Source organism: Achromobacter xylosoxidans (assembly GCF_014490035.1).
GTDB lineage: Bacteria > Pseudomonadota > Gammaproteobacteria > Burkholderiales > Burkholderiaceae_B > Achromobacter > Achromobacter bronchisepticus_A.
Window position 1 is genome coordinate 2,975,236 of record NZ_CP061008.1, and the last position, 16,226, is coordinate 2,991,461.

17 protein-coding genes are annotated in these 16,226 nt (G+C 65.4%); 12 read left to right on the forward strand and 5 right to left on the reverse strand.

Annotated elements, in window-relative coordinates; translation table 11 throughout:
• Positions 1-30 precede the first annotated feature (30 nt).
• Entirely contained in the window at positions 31-1,080 is a 1,050-nt protein-coding gene (locus tag IAG39_RS13920) for a mandelate racemase/muconate lactonizing enzyme family protein (RefSeq protein WP_240633226.1), read from the reverse strand.
• A 198-nt stretch (positions 1,081-1,278) separates the two neighbouring features.
• Here IAG39_RS13920 and IAG39_RS13925 point away from each other — a divergent pair, with 198 nt between their 5' ends.
• The 5 genes from IAG39_RS13925 to IAG39_RS13945 are packed head-to-tail and all read left to right on the forward strand — an operon-like array spanning position 1,279 to position 6,346.
• On the forward strand, positions 1,279-2,046 hold the full coding sequence (locus IAG39_RS13925; protein ID WP_059373204.1) for an ABC transporter permease: 768 nt from the start codon (positions 1,279-1,281) through the stop codon (positions 2,044-2,046).
• A gap of 29 nt (positions 2,047-2,075) precedes the next feature.
• Positions 2,076-2,933 carry an ABC transporter ATP-binding protein gene (locus IAG39_RS13930; RefSeq protein ID WP_118932192.1) on the forward strand — a complete coding sequence of 286 codons (858 nt, stop codon included), beginning with the start codon at positions 2,076-2,078 and terminating at the stop codon, positions 2,931-2,933.
• A gap of 34 nt (positions 2,934-2,967) precedes the next feature.
• Positions 2,968-3,966, forward strand: a complete 999-nt coding sequence (locus IAG39_RS13935) for an ABC transporter substrate-binding protein (RefSeq protein ID WP_054456339.1) — start codon at positions 2,968-2,970, stop codon at positions 3,964-3,966.
• Positions 3,963-5,630: a GMC family oxidoreductase gene (locus tag IAG39_RS13940; protein WP_118932168.1), complete on the forward strand. Its 1,668-nt coding sequence runs from the start codon at positions 3,963-3,965 to the stop codon at positions 5,628-5,630. The genes IAG39_RS13935 and IAG39_RS13940 overlap by 4 nt, the downstream gene beginning before the upstream one ends.
• Entirely contained in the window at positions 5,627-6,346 is a 720-nt protein-coding gene (locus IAG39_RS13945; protein ID WP_118932169.1) for a GntR family transcriptional regulator, read from the forward strand. The genes IAG39_RS13940 and IAG39_RS13945 overlap by 4 nt, the downstream gene beginning before the upstream one ends.
• Positions 6,347-6,406: 60 nt before the next feature.
• On the opposite strand, the gene IAG39_RS13950 is transcribed toward IAG39_RS13945, so the two are convergent.
• The gene (locus tag IAG39_RS13950) at positions 6,407-7,204 is read right to left on the reverse strand and encodes an aminoglycoside adenylyltransferase family protein (protein ID WP_118932193.1); all 798 of its coding nucleotides are present in this window, start codon (positions 7,202-7,204) and stop codon (positions 6,407-6,409) included.
• A gap of 184 nt (positions 7,205-7,388) precedes the next feature.
• Here IAG39_RS13950 and IAG39_RS13955 point away from each other — a divergent pair, with 184 nt between their 5' ends.
• The 6 genes from IAG39_RS13955 to IAG39_RS13980 all read left to right on the forward strand — a co-directional run bounded on the left by IAG39_RS13955 (position 7,389) and on the right by IAG39_RS13980 (position 11,468).
• Positions 7,389-7,946, forward strand: coding sequence for a hypothetical protein (locus tag IAG39_RS13955; protein WP_223283252.1), 558 nt, complete (start codon positions 7,389-7,391; stop codon positions 7,944-7,946).
• 23 nt (positions 7,947-7,969) lie between these two features.
• Positions 7,970-8,977: a hypothetical protein gene (locus IAG39_RS13960; RefSeq protein ID WP_118932171.1), complete on the forward strand. Its 1,008-nt coding sequence runs from the start codon at positions 7,970-7,972 to the stop codon at positions 8,975-8,977.
• A 59-nt stretch (positions 8,978-9,036) separates the two neighbouring features.
• A complete protein-coding gene (locus IAG39_RS13965) occupies positions 9,037-10,245 on the forward strand; it encodes a hypothetical protein (protein ID WP_118932172.1) in 1,209 nt (402 codons plus the stop codon).
• A gap of 85 nt (positions 10,246-10,330) precedes the next feature.
• A complete protein-coding gene (locus IAG39_RS13970) occupies positions 10,331-10,747 on the forward strand; it encodes a VOC family protein (RefSeq protein WP_118932173.1) in 417 nt (138 codons plus the stop codon).
• A gap of 84 nt (positions 10,748-10,831) precedes the next feature.
• A complete protein-coding gene (locus tag IAG39_RS13975) occupies positions 10,832-11,179 on the forward strand; it encodes a hypothetical protein (RefSeq protein ID WP_052952275.1) in 348 nt (115 codons plus the stop codon).
• A 52-nt stretch (positions 11,180-11,231) separates the two neighbouring features.
• On the forward strand, positions 11,232-11,468 hold the full coding sequence (locus IAG39_RS13980) for a tautomerase family protein (protein WP_047351050.1): 237 nt from the start codon (positions 11,232-11,234) through the stop codon (positions 11,466-11,468).
• A gap of 66 nt (positions 11,469-11,534) precedes the next feature.
• Here IAG39_RS13980 and IAG39_RS13985 read toward each other — a convergent pair whose 3' ends face one another.
• The 3 genes from IAG39_RS13985 to IAG39_RS13995 form a co-directional block, all read right to left on the reverse strand.
• A complete protein-coding gene (locus tag IAG39_RS13985; RefSeq protein WP_118932174.1) occupies positions 11,535-12,461 on the reverse strand; it encodes a hypothetical protein in 927 nt (308 codons plus the stop codon).
• 161 nt (positions 12,462-12,622) lie between these two features.
• Complete coding sequence (locus IAG39_RS13990) at positions 12,623-14,230, reverse strand: NAD(P)/FAD-dependent oxidoreductase (RefSeq protein ID WP_118932175.1); 1,608 nt, start codon at positions 14,228-14,230, stop codon at positions 12,623-12,625.
• A gap of 89 nt (positions 14,231-14,319) precedes the next feature.
• Positions 14,320-15,273, reverse strand: coding sequence for a GlxA family transcriptional regulator (locus IAG39_RS13995; RefSeq protein ID WP_118932176.1), 954 nt, complete (start codon positions 15,271-15,273; stop codon positions 14,320-14,322).
• Between the two features lie 136 nt (positions 15,274-15,409).
• On the opposite strand from IAG39_RS13995, the gene IAG39_RS14000 reads away from it, so the two are divergent.
• Positions 15,410-16,210, forward strand: coding sequence for an SDR family NAD(P)-dependent oxidoreductase (locus IAG39_RS14000; RefSeq protein WP_059373181.1), 801 nt, complete (start codon positions 15,410-15,412; stop codon positions 16,208-16,210).
• Positions 16,211-16,226: the final 16 nt, after the last annotated feature.

The window sequence follows — 16,226 nt, forward strand, 5'->3', positions numbered from 1 at the left end:
CGGACAATTGCAGGCCTTCTTTCCGGGATGTTATGAACGCACACCGCAGATATCGCGCAATTGCGCGATATCCGGCTGTACGCCCAGCCCCGCCGCGTTTCCGAGCTGGGCCTCTCCTTCAACGATCGCACCCAATGCCGGACTGAGAGCCGCGCGCAGCGGGTTCTCGTTGGCATCGATTTCAAGCATGCCGCCGGCTCGTCCCCGCGCCGCCAGAATGTGCGCCGACGCAAGCTGGCCGACACCCGCGCCAAGGAAATGCGGGCAATAGCGCAGTCCGGCCTCGTGAATCCTGTCGATCACGGGCAGGCAGCCGGATATACCGCCCCATTTGGCCAGGTCCGGCTGCACGACCTTGAGCGTCCTGCTGTTGATCATGGCCTCGAAGGCGTCTGGACCGATGAGGTTCTCTCCGGCTGCGAGGGGGATATCCGTTTTTTCTGCCAACTGCGCCCAGTCCGATAGCGGGCGATCGGCGCGCAGCGGCTCTTCCAGCCAGCGCGGCGCGAACTCGCTGAAGCGGCTGCTCATGTGTAGAGCGCCCGGCAGATCCCAGGCCTGATTGGCGTCCAGCATGAGCTCGCTGCCCGAGGGCAGCCGGGCGCGCACCGTTCTGACATTGGCGAGGTCCCGCTCCTCGCCAAAGCCCACCTTGAGCTTGAAGGCGCGATAGCCCTCCGCGTGTTTTGCGAGCACCGTATCTTCGGGGCGGTCAGGGTTGATGCCGCTTGCATAGACGCGGATCAGGTCCGAGGCGCCGCCCAGGAATTGCCATAGCGGCGCGCCAGCCCGGCGCGACAGCATGTCCCATAAGGCCAGGTCGATGCCGGCGATTACCTGCGCGATGGGGCCAGGTTCGCCCGACTGGATGGCGAGGACCGCGGTGCGCGCGCTCATGTGGGCAAACGCGGCTTGGGCCGAGGCGTAGGACTGGCCGACGACCAGCGGCGCGACCACGGTTTCAAGCAGGCGGGCGCGGTGTTCGGCGCCGCAGCCGGGAAAGTTGCACCAGACCTCTCCCCAGCCGACCGCGCCGTCCGCATCTTCTACCCGCACGAGCAGGGCGGGGCGGTCATGCATGGTGCCGAACGAGGTTTGTACCGGACGCTTGACCGGCCATCGCAGGACGTAGGCCTGGATACGCGCAAGCGTGAATGGTTCGATGGCCCAGGCTTGATTCGTATTAGGGTTTGTCATGGCATTAAGATATTAAGTGCTGGTCTATAGTATGTTTAGCACTTACGGATTGCAACTCAGGTCTAACCCTCTATACACACCATGCGCCTTCCGTCCTTTATCTCGCGCCCGCTGCTCATCGCGGCGCCATGGCTATGCATCCTCTTGCTGTGGCTGGCGGTGCGCGCCAGCGGGCTGGTCAGCCCCGCGCTCGTGCCTTCGCCCGCCGCGGTCGTCGAAAAGTTCATAGAGCTCTCCAAGGACCGGCTGTGGCTGGACATCTGGATGTCGGCCCGCCGCGTTTTCACCGGAGTCGCGCTAGGCATCCTGGTGGCAGTGCCCGTGGGTTTTTGCCTGGGCTGGTATCGCGGGCTGCGGGTCTTCATCGATCCCGTCATCAATTTCTTCCGCGCGCTCCCGCCGATCGCGCTGATTCCGCTGGTGATCGTCTACTTCGGCATCGGCGAATCGGCCAAGACCGTCATCCTGTTCTATGCCTCGTTCTTTGCCGGCGTCATCGTGATGTACGAGGGCATCGCCCAGATCAGCCCGATCTTCGTGCGCGTCGCACGGACGCTGGGCGCCAATGATGTGGAGATCTTCATCAAGGTCATCGTCCCGTTGACCGTACCGCACATCCTGACCGCCATCCGGGTGGCGCTGGGCGTGGCCTGGGCCACGCTGGTGGCGTCCGAACTCATAGCGGCCCAGCAGGGGCTGGGGGCGCTGATCCAGAATGCCTCCTCGTTCTTCCAGCTGGACGTGATCTACGTCGGGATCATCTGCATCGGCCTCATCGCCATGCTGATGGACCTGGCGCTGAGGGCCGCAAGCCGGCGCCTGGTCGCGTGGCAAGACCGTATCGCCTGAGACCATCCCGGACATTCAAGACCATGACCATGAGCACTCAACTGCGCAGCGTGGATACCGCTACGCCGAAGCCTTCCCAGGAACCGGAAGTCAGGATCAGGTTCGACAACGTTACGGTGGACTTTCCCACGGCCACAGGCCCCATGAGGGTGGTGGATGGCGTGACGCTGGACATCCGGGATGGCGAGTTCGTTTCCATCATCGGCCCCTCGGGTTGCGGCAAGACGACCTTGATGAACATCGTCGGCGGCTTCGTGCAGCCCACCTCCGGCTCCGTGACGCTGGATGGGCAGCCTGTCACGGCGCCCGGACCCGACCGCGGCGTGATCTTCCAGGAATATGGCGTCTTCCCGTGGCTGACGGTGCGCGGCAACATCGAGTTCGGCATGAAGCTCGCGGCCAACAAGACGAGCCCGCGGGAGCGCGCCGAGATCTGCCAGCGCTACATGAAGCTGATGGGCCTGAGCGATTTCGCCGATCACTTTCCGAAGCACCTGTCCGGCGGTATGCGGCAGCGGCTGGCAATCGCGCGAGCCTACGCCGTCAAGCCCCAGTTCCTGTTGATGGACGAGCCCTTTGGCGCGCTGGACGCGCAGACCCGGACCGCCATGCAGGACCTGCTGCTCGAAGTGCTGCAGACCGAGGGCAAGACGGTGATGCTGATCACCCACTCGGTGGAAGAGGCCATCTACCTGTCGTCGAAGATCGTCGTGGTCACAGCGAGGCCTTCCAAGGTACGCAAGGTGATAGAGGTGCCTTTCGGCTACCCCCGATCGGAGCGGGTCCACGAGGACCCGCGCTTCGTCGAGCTGAGCCGCGAGATCCGGGAGCTGGTCATGTTCGAGTACGAAGCCCAGGCCCGCCAATCCGTCCGGCCGACCGATTGAGCCTGCGTCAGCAGCCCCACCACAAGGAGACACCATGAAGCTCGACCGCAGAACCCTACTCAAGGCCGGCATGGCCGCTTCCATCGCAGCGATCGCGGCGCCCGCCATAGGCCAGGCGCGCAAGAAACTGCGCGTAGGCTACCTGCATACGCCCGCCGTCGACGGCCATTTGTGGCTGGGCTTGCAGATGGGCAGCTATGCCAAGCATGGTTTGGAACTGGAGCCCATCGTCTTCACCACGGGGTTGGAAATCTTCCAGGCCATGATAGGCGGCAGCCTGGATGTGCTGGCCACCGGCGCGGTTGTGTCGAACTTTCCAGCCCGAGGCCAGGGCAAGGTCTTTCTCGTGAACGACATCGAGTACGGCACTGCCCAACTCTGGGTCCGCGACGAGTCGATCAAGACCGTGGCCGACCTGAAGGGCAAGCAGATCTCCACGACCACGGGCACGACCGCCCATGTGTTCCTGGACCGGGCCTTGCGCGCGGCCAAGCTGGACCCGGGCAAGGACGTGCAGATCGTCAACCAGCGCATGGCCGACGCCGTGACCTCGTTCGTCTCCGGCGCGGTCAGCGCGGTCGCGCTGTGGGTGCCGTTCGACACGATCGTCCGGTCCAAGGTGTCCAATGCGCGAATGCTGATCGACGCTTCCGCGTTCTATCCGGAGGCGGCGATCATGGGCGGATGGGCGGCCAGGAACGATTTCTACGAAGCCCAGAAGCCGGCCATCCGCAGCCTCATCGCCGCCTGGGGCGAGGCCAACGACGCCATCGTGAAAACCCCGGATGCCGCGGTGGAGACGCTGCAGAAGACACAGTACAAGGACGTGCCGCTGGCCGAGTTCAAGGCGCAGTTCAAGCAGGCCAAGTATTTCTCCACGGCCGAATGGCGCACCAAGTACGAAGACGGTTCAGTGACCCGCTGGCTGCAGCAGGTGACCGACTTCTTCGCGCAGGCCGGGAACATTCCGAATCCGGTTCCGGCATCGCGCTACTTCGATCCTTCTGCCTATCTGGAGGCGATCAAGGCATGAGCATTCCGGCTGGGACGGGCTTTGACTACATCGTCATTGGCGGCGGCTCCGCCGGATGCGTGCTGGCCAATCGGCTCAGCCGCGATCCTGCGGTGCGCGTGCTGCTGCTGGAGGCGGGCGCGGCCGCGCACAATTTCTGGCTCAAGCTGCCGGTGGGCTACTTCAAGACCATCTACGATCCGCGGTTCTCCCGGCTGTTCCCGGTCGAAGCCCAGGCCGAGACCGGCGATCGCACCATCCTGTGGCCGCGCGGCAAGGCGCTGGGCGGGTCTAGCGTGATCAACGGCTTGTTGTATATCCGCGGGCAACATGAGGACTACGACGACTGGGCCGATCTCGGCGCGACCGGCTGGGCCTATCGGGACGTGCTGCCGTATTTCAAGAAATCCGAGCGCTACGACGGGGGCGAGTCCGAGTACCACGGGGGTTCCGGCGAACTCCGCGTCTCCAATCTGCGCAATGAACATCCCTACACGGCTGCGTGGGTGGAAGCGGCAGTCGAGGCCGGCTGCCGGCGAAATGACGATTTCAATGGCGCCGAATCGGAAGGGGTGGGACCTTACCAGTTGACCCTCGGCAGCCGTTGGCGCTGCGACGCCGCGACCGCCTTCCTGTATCCGGTCCGGTCGCGTCCGAACCTGGTGATCGAAACCGGCGCCCATGTCACGCGCATCCTGATCGAAGGCGGCCGGGCGCTGGGCGTGGAGTGGGTGCAAGAGGGCCAATTGAAGCGTGCGATGGCGGATGCCGAGGTGGTGCTTGCGGCGGGCGCGCTGCAATCGCCCCAGGTGCTGCAGCTTTCGGGCGTGGGCGATGCGGCGCTGCTTGCCAGGCACGGCATCGCGGTTGCGGCGCACGCGCCGGAAGTCGGCCGCAACCTGCAGGACCATTACCAGGCGCGCGTGATCGTCAAGCTGAAGCGGCGCATGTCGCTCAACGACGCGGTGCGCAATCCGCTCAGCCTTGCGGGCATGGGAGCGCAGTGGCTCTTCAAGGGCAGGGGACCGCTCACGGTGGGCGCGGGCCAGGTGGGGGGACTGGCGGCGACCGAGCACGCGGTCGGCGGCCGGGCGGACATCCTCTTCAATGTCATGCCGCTGTCGGTCGACAAGCCCGGCGACCCGTTGCACCGGTTTTCCGGTTTCTCCGCGTCGGCGACGCAATGCCGGCCCGATTCGCGCGGCACCGTGGAGATCGTGGGCACGGATCCATTGGCATCGCCGCGCATCGTCTCGAACTATCTGACCGAGCCGCGCGATGCGAAGGTCCTGGTCGCGGGCTTGCGCATGTTGCGCGACATCTATGCCCAGCCGTCGTTCCGCGATCTGGTGACCGGCGTGGAGTACCTGCCGGGCAACGATGTCACGACCGCCGCCGCATTGGAGCAATTCGCGCGCAACAAGGGAGGCACGGTGTTCCATCCCGCCGGCACCTGCCGCATGGGCGGGGATGACGGAGCTGTGGTCGATGCGCGCTTGCGCGTGCGCGGGATCGAGCGCTTGCGCGTCGTCGATGCTTCGGTCATGCCCCGCATGGTGTCGACAAACACAAACGCCGCCGCGATCCTGATCGGCGAGAAGGGCGCCGCGCTGATCCTGGAAGACGCGCGCGGCGTGGCCCGGCCGCAGGCGCGTGATATAGTCGCGGACACTTTGACGCCATGATTCTCGACACCGCCCAAGCCCCTCTCTACGTTCAACTTTCGGATCTGTTCCGGCAGCGGATCCTGAAGGGTGTGTGGAAGAACGGCGAGAAATTGCCCTCGCTGGACGCGCTGGCCGAGGAGTTCCACGTGGCCAAGGTCACGGTGCGCCAGGCGATCGAAAGGCTCACCCGCGACGGACTGCTTTCACCGCAGCGGGGGCGCGGCACCTTCGTGACGGGCGCACCCCAGGACAACCGCTGGTTCCGTGTCGAGACCACGCTCGAGAACCTGTCCAGCGTCTATCGGGATACGCACCCGACCATCCTCAATATCGATGAGTCCACGCGCACGCCATTGCTGAACGATTCGGACGGCGTCGCGGCGGACAAGTATGTCTTCATGCGGCGCATTCACGCCCGCAATGGGCAGCCGTACTGCGTCATCAACATCTACCTGGACGCCGCCATCTTTGCCAAGCACCCTGCGCGCTTTCGCAAGGAAACCGTCATCCCCATTCTGATGGGGATGTCCTCGGTGGATATCGTCTCTGCCCGCCAGGTGCTGACCATTTCGACCGCCGATGTCGAGGTGGCGCGGCATTTGGGCATCAATGTGAATGCGCCGGTGGCGGAAGTCCGGCGCGTGTTCACCGGACCGGACCGCCGCGTCATCTACCTGGGCGAAGTGACGTATCGCGGCGATTTCGTGCGCATGGAAATCGACCTGAAGCCGTGATGCCTGAAAGGCTGCCCGCTGCATCCGCGCTGGCAAGCAGGCCGTTCATGTGTTCCAGGGCTATCGGCTGCCGGCCAGTCCTTCAATAGCGGCGCGGGCGTGGGCAATGAATGCCGCGGTTTCGGCAGCGTGCCGTTGCGCCAGATCGTCTTCCTCTAGTCCCAGATAGATCGCGCGCGCCTTGCTCAGGACGGGGCGGTAGGGCGCTTCCAACCTCTCCAGCAGCCACGCCGCCGCCTGGTCCTTGGAGGCGATGCCCCCGGAGACGGCCGTGTACCAGATGCGCGCCAGCGCGAGGATGATGTGCTTTTCGTCGCCCGCCCAGTCCTCGGGCGTGTTCCACTGCGCGACGGTGTCCAGCAGTGCCCGCCTCAGGTCTGCGCGGGGGACGGCCTGGAGCAACTGGGCGGCCTCAGGGCCGACGATAGGGGTGCTGTGGCCACGGACCTTGGTGAGCAGGATGGCCAGATCGTGGTCCATCATGGGCGGTTCCACGACGCCCGTCATCAGATCGGTTCGCAGCCATTCGCCGAACTGGAGTTCGCGCCTGGCTGGGTGGCGCCAAGGCACGACGTGTTCCAGCGCCAGCACGGTGACTTCGAGCGCGCGCAAGTCGGGCGATGAACCGGGCGGGGCGGAGATCGCCAATAGCGCCGTGGCCAGCGCGCGCAGCACGGTTTCGTCCGGCGGCTGGGTCACGGTGACGAGCAGGTCGATATCGCTATGGGGTTGCAGCCCGCCGTCCACGGCGGAACCGAACAGGTGGATGGCGACGAGGCCCGCGCCCAGATGTCGTTCGATGAGGCTGCTGGCCGCTGCGACCTGGGGGGCGATTGAGGGAGGAACGAGATGAGCCATGCGTCGATAGTAGCGAAGTTCGCGCGCGGCCGGCAGGCCGGCGGCGCGCATGCCATGGCGGCAACGCCGGCACTGGTACTATGCCGGCGCAAGGCTCCAGTCCGATGATCCCCACAAGCCCACGACAGGCACCGAGATGATACGTTTATTGCTCCGAGCCGGCGCCCTGGCCGCAGGCGTCCTCATGGCAATGGCCAGCCAGGCGCAATCGCCTGCGCCAGCGCCCAATATTGGAGGCTGGCGCCAGGTGTCGGACAGCCAGTTCAACCGGCAATTTCATTTTTCGATGTTGCCCGGCGTGGCGGCCATCGGCAGCAACTGGGCGGTGTACGACTCCCGCGCAGGGAAGGTGGTGTGCTGCCTGGTCGTGGAAGGGCCCGAGGTGTCGGAAGAGCAACTGGGCAGCGTCTATGACATTCCGGGCCCCTGGATCACCGACCTGACCAATGGCTGGAACCTGGACGCGGCGCCTTACCGGCCGCGGGTGCAGTTGCTGCGGGTTGATGGGGAGTTGCGCGACTACGAGTTCGCCGATGCGGGAGACGGTGTGGGCGGGCTGCTGGTGCCTGACCATGCCGGCGCCGTCGCCGCCCGCACGCTGGAGATCGACGGGCAGCGCTATGCCGTGGAGCGCAAGGATTCGGCGCTCGCTGATGGCGATGGCGGCGTGTACACGTATAGCCTGCGTCCGGCCAAGGGCGGCGCGCCGCTGAAGATCGAGGTTCCCATCGGAACCTATTGAGTCCGGGAGGCGGCGATCAACGCATGAAGCAGACCCTGCAAATAGAAGATGCTCCGCTCACCGAGGACGACATTCTGCTGCTGCGCAGATGCTCCCGCGGCAGACGGTTGATGGCCGTGTTCGGCGTCTTCGTGGTGCTGCTGCTGGCGCTTTCCGTGTTGACCTTTGTCGTGCTCGGTCTGTCCGAGTGGCGCGCGCTGGATGTCGGCGGAGGCGCGGTACTGCTGGCGGGCATTGCGGTGATGGGAGCGCTGGCGGTGTTTTTCGGGCGCAAGCTGCTGCGCATTCCGCGAAGCTGGCGCAGCCTCGACCGGGCGCTGAAGGGACGGCTGGCCAAGCAGATCGTTTCAGGCCGGCTGACGTCGTTTGGTCCGGGTTTCTCGACGCCGGGCGTGTGCTACGGATTCGGCGAGCAGCGCGTGGAGGCCGCCTTGCCGTTCTGGAACGAGATCGCCAGCGACACTCGCAGCGGACACGGGCCCGCGACGGCCGTGGGCCTGACGGATCTGCCCGTGCGCCTGCACCTGCTGACCCTGCAGCCAGACTCGCCTCCCGTGCTGTTGCGGGCGGAGTACCCCATGAGCGCGGAGTCCCTGGTCGCTGTCGAGGAAATCAGCGATGCCGACCGTGCGGCCGTGCGCAGGGAAGAGTTGGACGCGCGCAAGTTCATGCTGATCTTTGCCCTTGTGCCGCTGGTGGGAGGGCTGTTTTTGCCGCCGCTGCTGTTCGTCGCGGCGATCTTTGCGATCCTGGGGATGCTGTTCGGCATGCGCAGCCGCAAGCTGCAGCGGGGGCTCTACAAGCACGGCGTGCGGGGCGTGGTCGAAGAGGCCGTGGTCTACCGGCTGCGCAGCCCCAACTCCTCGATTGTCTCGCTGGTCCACAATTACCGCATCGGCGGCGTGATGTATCGGGTCGAATACCTGGGCGACGTGGTCGAACCCGGCAGGCGCGTCGAGTTCGAGTTCCTGGATGCGGGCCTGAACGGGCAGACTGCGCTGTTCTTCCGGGTGGATGGCGAGCCTGCGTAGACGTCAATGAATGGACGGGATGGCGACAAGCGGATCCCGCCGAGCAAAAGGAGAGTAGCGTGTCCGTACCCACAGACGTGTCCGGCGAGCCGGCGGGCTCGGTGAGCGAAGCAGGGCAGTATCAGGTGAGTCTGATCGCGCCGGGCAGCCATGTCTTCGCAAGGGAAGCAGGCCGCGGCAACCTGATCATCGGTCCGGCCAGCATGGGCAAGAAGGCCGATCTGCACGTGGCTGGCGAAGACGCCATCAACTGGGCGGTGTTCGATCCATTCTCCACGCCTGCCGGCTCGGCATGGCCGCGCCACATCGATTATTACGGCAACGACAGCGGCTTCTTCGGCTGGTCGCAAGGCCGCGAGATCGAGCAGTTCAGCTGGGCGCCGGCATTTTCGGACAGGCGCGCCATCGACGCCGGCGCGGCAAGAATCCAGACGCTGCATATCCGGCTGGACGCGGTGTCAGGGCATCTAGCCGCCAGACTGCCCCAGGTCCGCAACCTGGGGCTGTTTGGCGACCCGACGCGCATTACCGTGGCGGGGCCGCTGCCCGACATGCTGTCGCTGCAGCCTGCGCTGGGACGCCGGGCCGTCGGAGCTCCATATGCCTTGCCCGACCTCGGTCCGCTCCATAACGTGACTGCGCTGACGTTGCACGGCGCGCCGCTGGGACAAGCCATATCACTGCAAGGGATCGAGCGCTTTCCGCAGTTGGAGAGCCTGTCGCTTTGGGGCAGCTTCAGCGACTGGGGGGCGCTGGCCCGGTTGTCGCGCCTGACGAGTCTGGAGATCCGCTACACGCCCGATCTGGTCGGGTTGCCGGAACTGGCCAGTTGGCCTCTGCTGGACAGGTTCATCGCCTTCAACGTCGACGAAGCGGCGGGCAAGCGATTGAAGGCACAGATGACGGCGAGGGCGAAGGTCCGCGCTTGGGGCGGCTACAGCTCCGTCTCCAAGCTGCGCAAGCAGGAGTGGTGGCAGAGCGAATACGGCCGACCATTCTCGGGCTGGAGCAGCCGCATGGCGAAGTCGGCGAACACCGCTTATGACAAGGCGCAGGCGGCGCTGGAAAGCGCCAGCAATCCCGCTGAGGTCCAAGTCGCAATCTCTGCCTTCGCCAGCCACTTCAATGGCATGAAGGGCATCGAGACCATGGAGCGCGAAGACATCGGCGAGGCGGTGTGGCAGTTCAGCCAGCTTGCCCTGGTCGAACGGTTGGGCGTAAGCGAAGAGCAGGCGCAGCGCTGGTTCGACGAGGCGAGGGATTACTGAGAGGCGTTGCTTCGCGCCCGGCGTTGCGGCCCGCGCATTCCCGCGCGCGCTATTCTGGCAGTCGGACTCACTTTCGGAGCAGCTCATGGAACCAAGAATCACGGTCATCACGCTGGGCGTCGATGATCTGGAAAAATCGGTGGCTTTCTATCGCGATGGGCTGGGGCTGTCGACCGAGGGCATCATCGGCAAGGAGTTCGAACACGGCGCGGTCGCGTTCTTCGACTTGCAGAATGGCGTGAAACTTGCCGTGTGGCCGCGCGCGAGCATGGCTGCCGACACGGGCATTGCGTTGCGGCCGGGCGGCTCTCTTGAATTCACCTTGGGACACAACGTGCGTTCCAAAAGTGAGGTGGACGCGGTGATGCAGCAGGCTAATGGCGCGGGCGCCACCGTGGTCAAAGCGGCAGGCGATACCTTCTATGGCGGTTACGCGGGCTACTTCATGGATCCGGACGGGCATTTGTGGGAAGTGGTCTACAACCCTCAGATGCTGCCTTAGGAATAGTCGCGTAGCGCTCTGTTACGGTGACAAAGGGGCGCTTCCTTTAAGCTCCGCGAGTCTCAATTCTGATGGAGCTGGCGCATGTTCAAGCCCTTGATTTCCGTGGCATCGATGGTTGCATTGTTGGGAATGGGCGGCATGGCCCGGGCCCAGGATCTGGTCCTGCCTTCCATTCCCGAAGCCACGGATGCGATCGTCGACATGCTGGCGGACACGGGCATGCCGCGGCCGTCCAAGGTCAAGCTTGGAACCTGCATCCCTGCGGTGGACGCCACCTATCCGGGCCAGGTCGCCTGCACGGTCGCGGTGACCCTGGGGGCTGCGGTCAGCGAGAACCAGATGGATTTCTACAAGCAGGACGGCAAGTGGAAAGCGCAGCCCAGCGTTTCCCAGGATAAGCTGCCGTTTCCTGATCCCAAGCTGGATTGAGAACGACCTCCGGCGTGGCGACGGGCACAGGCACTTCAACCAGGAGAAAGTCATGCCGTTCGTCAGTATCCGCATTACCCGCGATGGCGTTACCGCCGAGCAGAAAGCGCAGGTCATCCGCGAAGTCACCGAGACGCTCGAACGCGTGCTGCACAAGCCGCCGGAGTGGACGCACGTCGTGATCGAGGAAATCGACACGGACAACTGGGGTTTCGGCGGGGTGACGACGACCGAGATGCGGGCGGGCAGGGTGCCGACGCCGGGCGCCAAGCCGCAAAGTGGCGGCTAGGGTCAACTACCCGCCGTGCCAGGCCTGGGCCATGCCCCAGGCCTGTGAGCCGCAAGGGCTTTGGCGCTATTGGGGCTGACGCTCCAGCGCCATGGCCGGCTTTTGCAGCTTGCGATAGGCCATAACCAAGGTCAGGGAAAACAAGGAAACCAGCAGCGCCGCCGCGGGCAGTTGCGGCAGCGCGTCCCGCGGGAAGACATAGGCCAACAGCGGAAACGCGTATACGGCGGGCATGCGCATCTCGAACAGGCGCAGCAGCAGCCACATCAGCGCCAGGTCCAGCAGGACCACCGTCATCCAGTCCTCGACCGCCAGATAGAGCGCCACGCCGACAGCGGCCGACAGGGTCAGCATCGCAGTCTGCTTGAACAGCATGCGCCACGAGTACATCTTCATGTGCAGGGACTCGTACACCACCACGGCCACTGGCGGCAGTACGGCCAGGTGCGTATTGCCGGCGAGCGCGGCGATGCCGATTCCGGCCAGGCTGATGGCGGCATAGGCAGCCATCAGCCTGGGCTGGATGGAAGCGGTGCGATCCGTGCTGGCGCGCAGCCGTCCCAGCATCACGCCCAGCATCAGTAGCAGGGTGCTGATCACAATGGCGGCAATGAATGACGGCTCGGTGGCGTTGGTCACCACCGGCAAAAAGCCCGTGGCCAGCGCAGGCGCCAGACTGTAGCGCAGCAGCAGGAAGAACAGCAGCATCGCTGCCAGGACGAGCGCCAGTTTGGCGGTATAGGGTATGGCCAGCAGGTTGATGCCGAAGCCCATCAAGGCCGTTGCCGTGGGCCAAAGAAAGATCTTCTCGGGATGGCGCATCCAACCGGGCTCGCGGTAGACCCACAAGGCGATTGCCATGGCGGCGATCTCGGGCAGCACGATCTCGCGATCGTTCCAGACGGCGGCGGCCGCGACCATTGCAGCGATGAACGCGAAGGCGCAGAAATACGACAGGCGTGCCTGGCGAGGCGTGAGCGTTGCTTGCTGCATGGCGGAACCCTTTTCGAAAATGCGCCTGGCCCGCTGCGCTGCATGAGGCAGTCGGGGCAATACGATGGCGTCAGTTTCAAGCTTGACACGATGGGAAGGTCAAGCGGCGGGGTTCAGCAGGCGCATTTCGCGGGCCCGTGCCGGGCCCGGCACGCTTACCCCTATCGGCTCATGATGCTCAAGGCCACCGCCTCGGCGATCTTGATGCCGTCCACGCCCGCCGAGAGGATTCCGCCGGCATAGCCCGCGCCTTCGCCAGCCGGGAACAGGCCTTGGGTATTGAGGCTTTGCAGAGTCTCGTTGTCGCGCTTGATGCGGATGGGCGACGAGGTGCGGGTTTCGACGCCGGTGAGCACGGCGTCGTGCATGCCGAAACCCTTGATGGTCTTGTCGAAGACGGGGAGCGCTTCGCGGATGGCGCTGATCGCGAATTCGGGCAGCGCGGCGGCCAGGTCGGTCAGGTGCACGCCCGGCGTATATGAGGGCTGCACGGAGCCGAATTCGGTCGAGGCCCGGCCGGCGATGAAATCGCCGACCAGTTGGCCTGGTGCGCTGTAATTGCGGCCGCCCAGCTCGAACGCCTGGGATTCCCATTTGCGCTGGAAATCCACGCCCGCCAGCACATGTTCGGGGTAATCGACCTCGGGCGAAATTCCGACCACGATGCCCGCGTTGGCGTTGCGCTCGTTGCGCGAGTACTGGCTCATGCCGTTGGTGACGACACGGTCGGGTTCGGACGTGGCAGCCACCACGGTGCCACCAGGGCACATGCAGAAGCTGTAGACCGAGCGTCCGTTGCTGGCATGATGCACCAGCTTGTAATCCGCCGCGCCCAGGATGGGGTGGCCGGCGTTGGGGCCGAAGCGGGCGCGGTCGATCAGCGACTGCGGATGTTCGATCCGGAAGCCGATCGAGAAGGGCTTGGCTTCCATGAACACGCCCTGGTCGTGCAGCATCTGGAAGGTGTCGCGCGCGCTGTGGCCGATGGCCAGCACGACGTGGTCGGCCTCGATGTGCTCGCCGCCGGCCAGGGTCACGCCGGTGACGCGGCCGTTTTCCCGATGCAGCGTTTCGACCCTGCTGGAGAAGCGGACTTCGCCGCCCAGCTTGGTGATGGTGTCGCGCATGACTTCCACCATGCCGACCAGGCGGAACGTGCCGATGTGCGGCTTGCTCACGTACAGGATTTCTTCGGGCGCGCCGGCCAGGACGAATTCCTTGAGCACTTTTTCGCCGTAGTGCTTGGGGTCCTTGATCTGGCTGTACAGCTTGCCGTCGGAGAAGGTGCCGGCGCCGCCTTCGCCGAATTGCACGTTCGAATCGGGGTTCAGGATGCGCTTGCGCCACAGGCCCCAGGTGTCCTTGGTCCGTTCGCGCACGGCCTTGCCGCGTTCCAGGATGATGGGCTTGAAGCCCATCTGCGCCAGGACCAGCCCGGCGAACAGCCCACAGGGGCCGGTGCCGATGACTATGGGGCGCTTGCTCAGGTTGGCGGGCGCCTGGGCGACGAACTTGTATTCGGTGTCGGGAGTGGGCTTGACGTTGCGGTCGTCGTGATAGCGCTTGAGCAGCGCCGCTTCGTTTTCGACGTCGACGTCCAGCGTGTAGATCAGCAGGATGTTGTGCTTCTTGCGCGCGTCATAGCTGCGGGAGGCAACGGTGTAGCCGCGCAGATCGCTGGCCGCTACACCCAGTTTCTTGAGAATCGCGGCAGGCAATTCTTCGGGCGTGTGATTCAACGGCAGCTTGATTTCAGACAGTCGCAACATCTTTGGTCCAGATAAATGGGCGAGCACAACGTCGCCAAACGCGAATTGTACTGGACCGCAGGCCGGGGCCGCGGCGTATCCCGCGCCGATCAGGGGCCGGGAGGGCTGGTGCGCGCATCCCGCCGCACCGCCTGCGGCGGCATGCCGAAGCCGCGCAGAAAAGCCTCGCGCAAGTGGCGGCGGTCGCGAAAACCGGTTTCCCTGGCCACCACTTCCAGCGGATGCCGGCTGCTTTCTATCATCAGCCGGGCGGCTTCCAGTCGCAGCCCCTCGATGGCCTTGGCGGGCGACTGGCCGGTTTCGGCCGTGAATACACGGCTGAACTGGCGCGGGCTCAGGCTGGCGGCCTGGGCCAGATCCTCCACGCTCAAGGGACGGGCGAGGTTGCGCCGGGCATGTTCCAGCGCTTGCTGGATGCGGTCGGACTTGGGCGCGAGCCTGAGCATTTCCGAATGCTGCGACTGTCCGCCCGAGCGGCGCTGATGCATCACCAGCCGGTGCGCCACCGCGCGCGCGAGTTCCGCGCCCAGGTCCTTCTCCACCAGCGCCAAGGCCAGGTCCATTTCCGCCGTCATGCCGGCGGAGGTCCAGACCGCCCCGTCGGCGATGTAGATGCGGTCGGCCTCGACCTGCGCGCGGGGGTGGCGCTGCTGCAAGGCGTCGGCCCAGTACCAGTGCGTGGTGGCGCGCCGCTCGTCCAGCAAGCCCGCTTCGGCCAGCAGGAACGCGCCGGTGCACAGGCCGGCGACGCGGCGCGAGCGTGGCGCGAGTTTCTCCAGCAGCCGGGGGAGTTCGGGCGAGACGCGCCTGGACAGGGGCGAAAGCACGCCGGCCACCAACCAGGTGTCGGCCTGGCTGCGGGCGGTGAGCGGACGGGCCTGCACCGTCAGGCCCGCCGAGGCGCGCACCGCGCCGTCCAGGGCGTAGCTTTCCACGGCGTAGAAGGGCTCGCGCGCCACCGCGTTGGCGAGTTCGAATACGGCCTGCGTGCCCAGGCCGATGATTTGGAAGCCTTCGGGAAGTATGTAACCGATGCGGTGCATGGGGGCGTCCTGGCGGGTTCTGGCCCCGCATATGTCCAGCGTTGATGTCCTTATTTACGACTATATACGTCATTTACGCCATGCGCTGCAAGCCGCAACATGGCTCCCATCGCAACCCCTCTTTGTGAGTCCCAACATGGCACAAACCCAACCCGGCACCGCCCTCGTCACGGGCGCATCCAGCGGCATCGGCGCGCTGTACGCGGAAAAATTGGCGCAGCAGGGCTACGACCTGATCCTGGTCGCCCGCAACCGCGAGCGTCTGAACACGCTGGCCAGCGACATCAGCACCCGCAGCGGCCGCGCGGTGGAGGTATTGGCGGCGGACCTGGGCGACCGCGCGTCGCTGGCCCGCGTCGAAGACCAGCTGCGCCAGGACGCCAGCATTGCCTTGCTGGTGAACAACGCCGGCATCGGCACGCATACGCCGCTGCTGCAAAGCGACGTGGAGCAGATGACGCGCATGGTCGATCTGAACGTCACCGCGCCGATGCGGCTGACCTATGCGGCGGTGCCGGGCTTCGTCGCGCGAGGCCGGGGCGCCATCATCAATATCGCTTCCGTCGTGGCGCTTGCGCCCGAAGTCCTGAACGGCGTCTATGGCGGCAGCAAGGCGTTCGTGCTGGCGTTCAGCCAGTCGCTGCAACACGAGCTGGCCGGGACCGGCGTGCAGGTGCAGGCGGTGCTGCCCGGCGCCACGGCCACGGACTTCTGGGCCATCGGCGGGCGGCCGGTGGAAACATTGGACCAGCGCATCGTGATGCGCGCCGAAGACCTGGTCGATGCCGCCTTGCTGGGCTTCGCGCGCGGCGAGAAGGTCTCCATCCCCTCGCTGCACGCTGGCGAGGAATGGGACGCCTATGAAGCCGCGCGCCTGGCCATGGCGGGGCACCTGTCCAGCAGTACCGTTGCGCAGCGCTACGCGGCCGCGGTCTGAGCCTGCTCCTGGGAAG

Excerpts from the sequence above, each read along its gene's own strand:
- IAG39_RS13920 (WP_240633226.1), bottom strand. The coding sequence starts at position 1,080 with ATGCATGACCGCCCCGCCCTGCTCGTGCGGGTAGAAGATGCGGACGGC.
- IAG39_RS13925 (WP_059373204.1), top strand. The coding sequence starts at position 1,279 with ATGCGCCTTCCGTCCTTTATCTCGCGCCCGCTGCTCATCGCGGCGCCA.
- IAG39_RS13930 (WP_118932192.1), top strand. The coding sequence starts at position 2,076 with ATGAGCACTCAACTGCGCAGCGTGGATACCGCTACGCCGAAGCCTTCC.
- IAG39_RS13935 (WP_054456339.1), top strand. The coding sequence starts at position 2,968 with ATGAAGCTCGACCGCAGAACCCTACTCAAGGCCGGCATGGCCGCTTCC.
- IAG39_RS13940 (WP_118932168.1), top strand. The coding sequence starts at position 3,963 with ATGAGCATTCCGGCTGGGACGGGCTTTGACTACATCGTCATTGGCGGC.
- IAG39_RS13945 (WP_118932169.1), top strand. The coding sequence starts at position 5,627 with ATGATTCTCGACACCGCCCAAGCCCCTCTCTACGTTCAACTTTCGGAT.
- IAG39_RS13950 (WP_118932193.1), bottom strand. The coding sequence starts at position 7,204 with ATGGCTCATCTCGTTCCTCCCTCAATCGCCCCCCAGGTCGCAGCGGCC.
- IAG39_RS13955 (WP_223283252.1), top strand. The coding sequence starts at position 7,389 with ATGGCAATGGCCAGCCAGGCGCAATCGCCTGCGCCAGCGCCCAATATT.
- IAG39_RS13960 (WP_118932171.1), top strand. The coding sequence starts at position 7,970 with ATGAAGCAGACCCTGCAAATAGAAGATGCTCCGCTCACCGAGGACGAC.
- IAG39_RS13970 (WP_118932173.1), top strand. The coding sequence starts at position 10,331 with ATGGAACCAAGAATCACGGTCATCACGCTGGGCGTCGATGATCTGGAA.
- IAG39_RS13975 (WP_052952275.1), top strand. The coding sequence starts at position 10,832 with ATGTTCAAGCCCTTGATTTCCGTGGCATCGATGGTTGCATTGTTGGGA.
- IAG39_RS13980 (WP_047351050.1), top strand. The coding sequence starts at position 11,232 with ATGCCGTTCGTCAGTATCCGCATTACCCGCGATGGCGTTACCGCCGAG.
- IAG39_RS13985 (WP_118932174.1), bottom strand. The coding sequence starts at position 12,461 with ATGCAGCAAGCAACGCTCACGCCTCGCCAGGCACGCCTGTCGTATTTC.
- IAG39_RS13990 (WP_118932175.1), bottom strand. The coding sequence starts at position 14,230 with ATGTTGCGACTGTCTGAAATCAAGCTGCCGTTGAATCACACGCCCGAA.
- IAG39_RS13995 (WP_118932176.1), bottom strand. The coding sequence starts at position 15,273 with ATGCACCGCATCGGTTACATACTTCCCGAAGGCTTCCAAATCATCGGC.
- IAG39_RS14000 (WP_059373181.1), top strand. The coding sequence starts at position 15,410 with ATGGCACAAACCCAACCCGGCACCGCCCTCGTCACGGGCGCATCCAGC.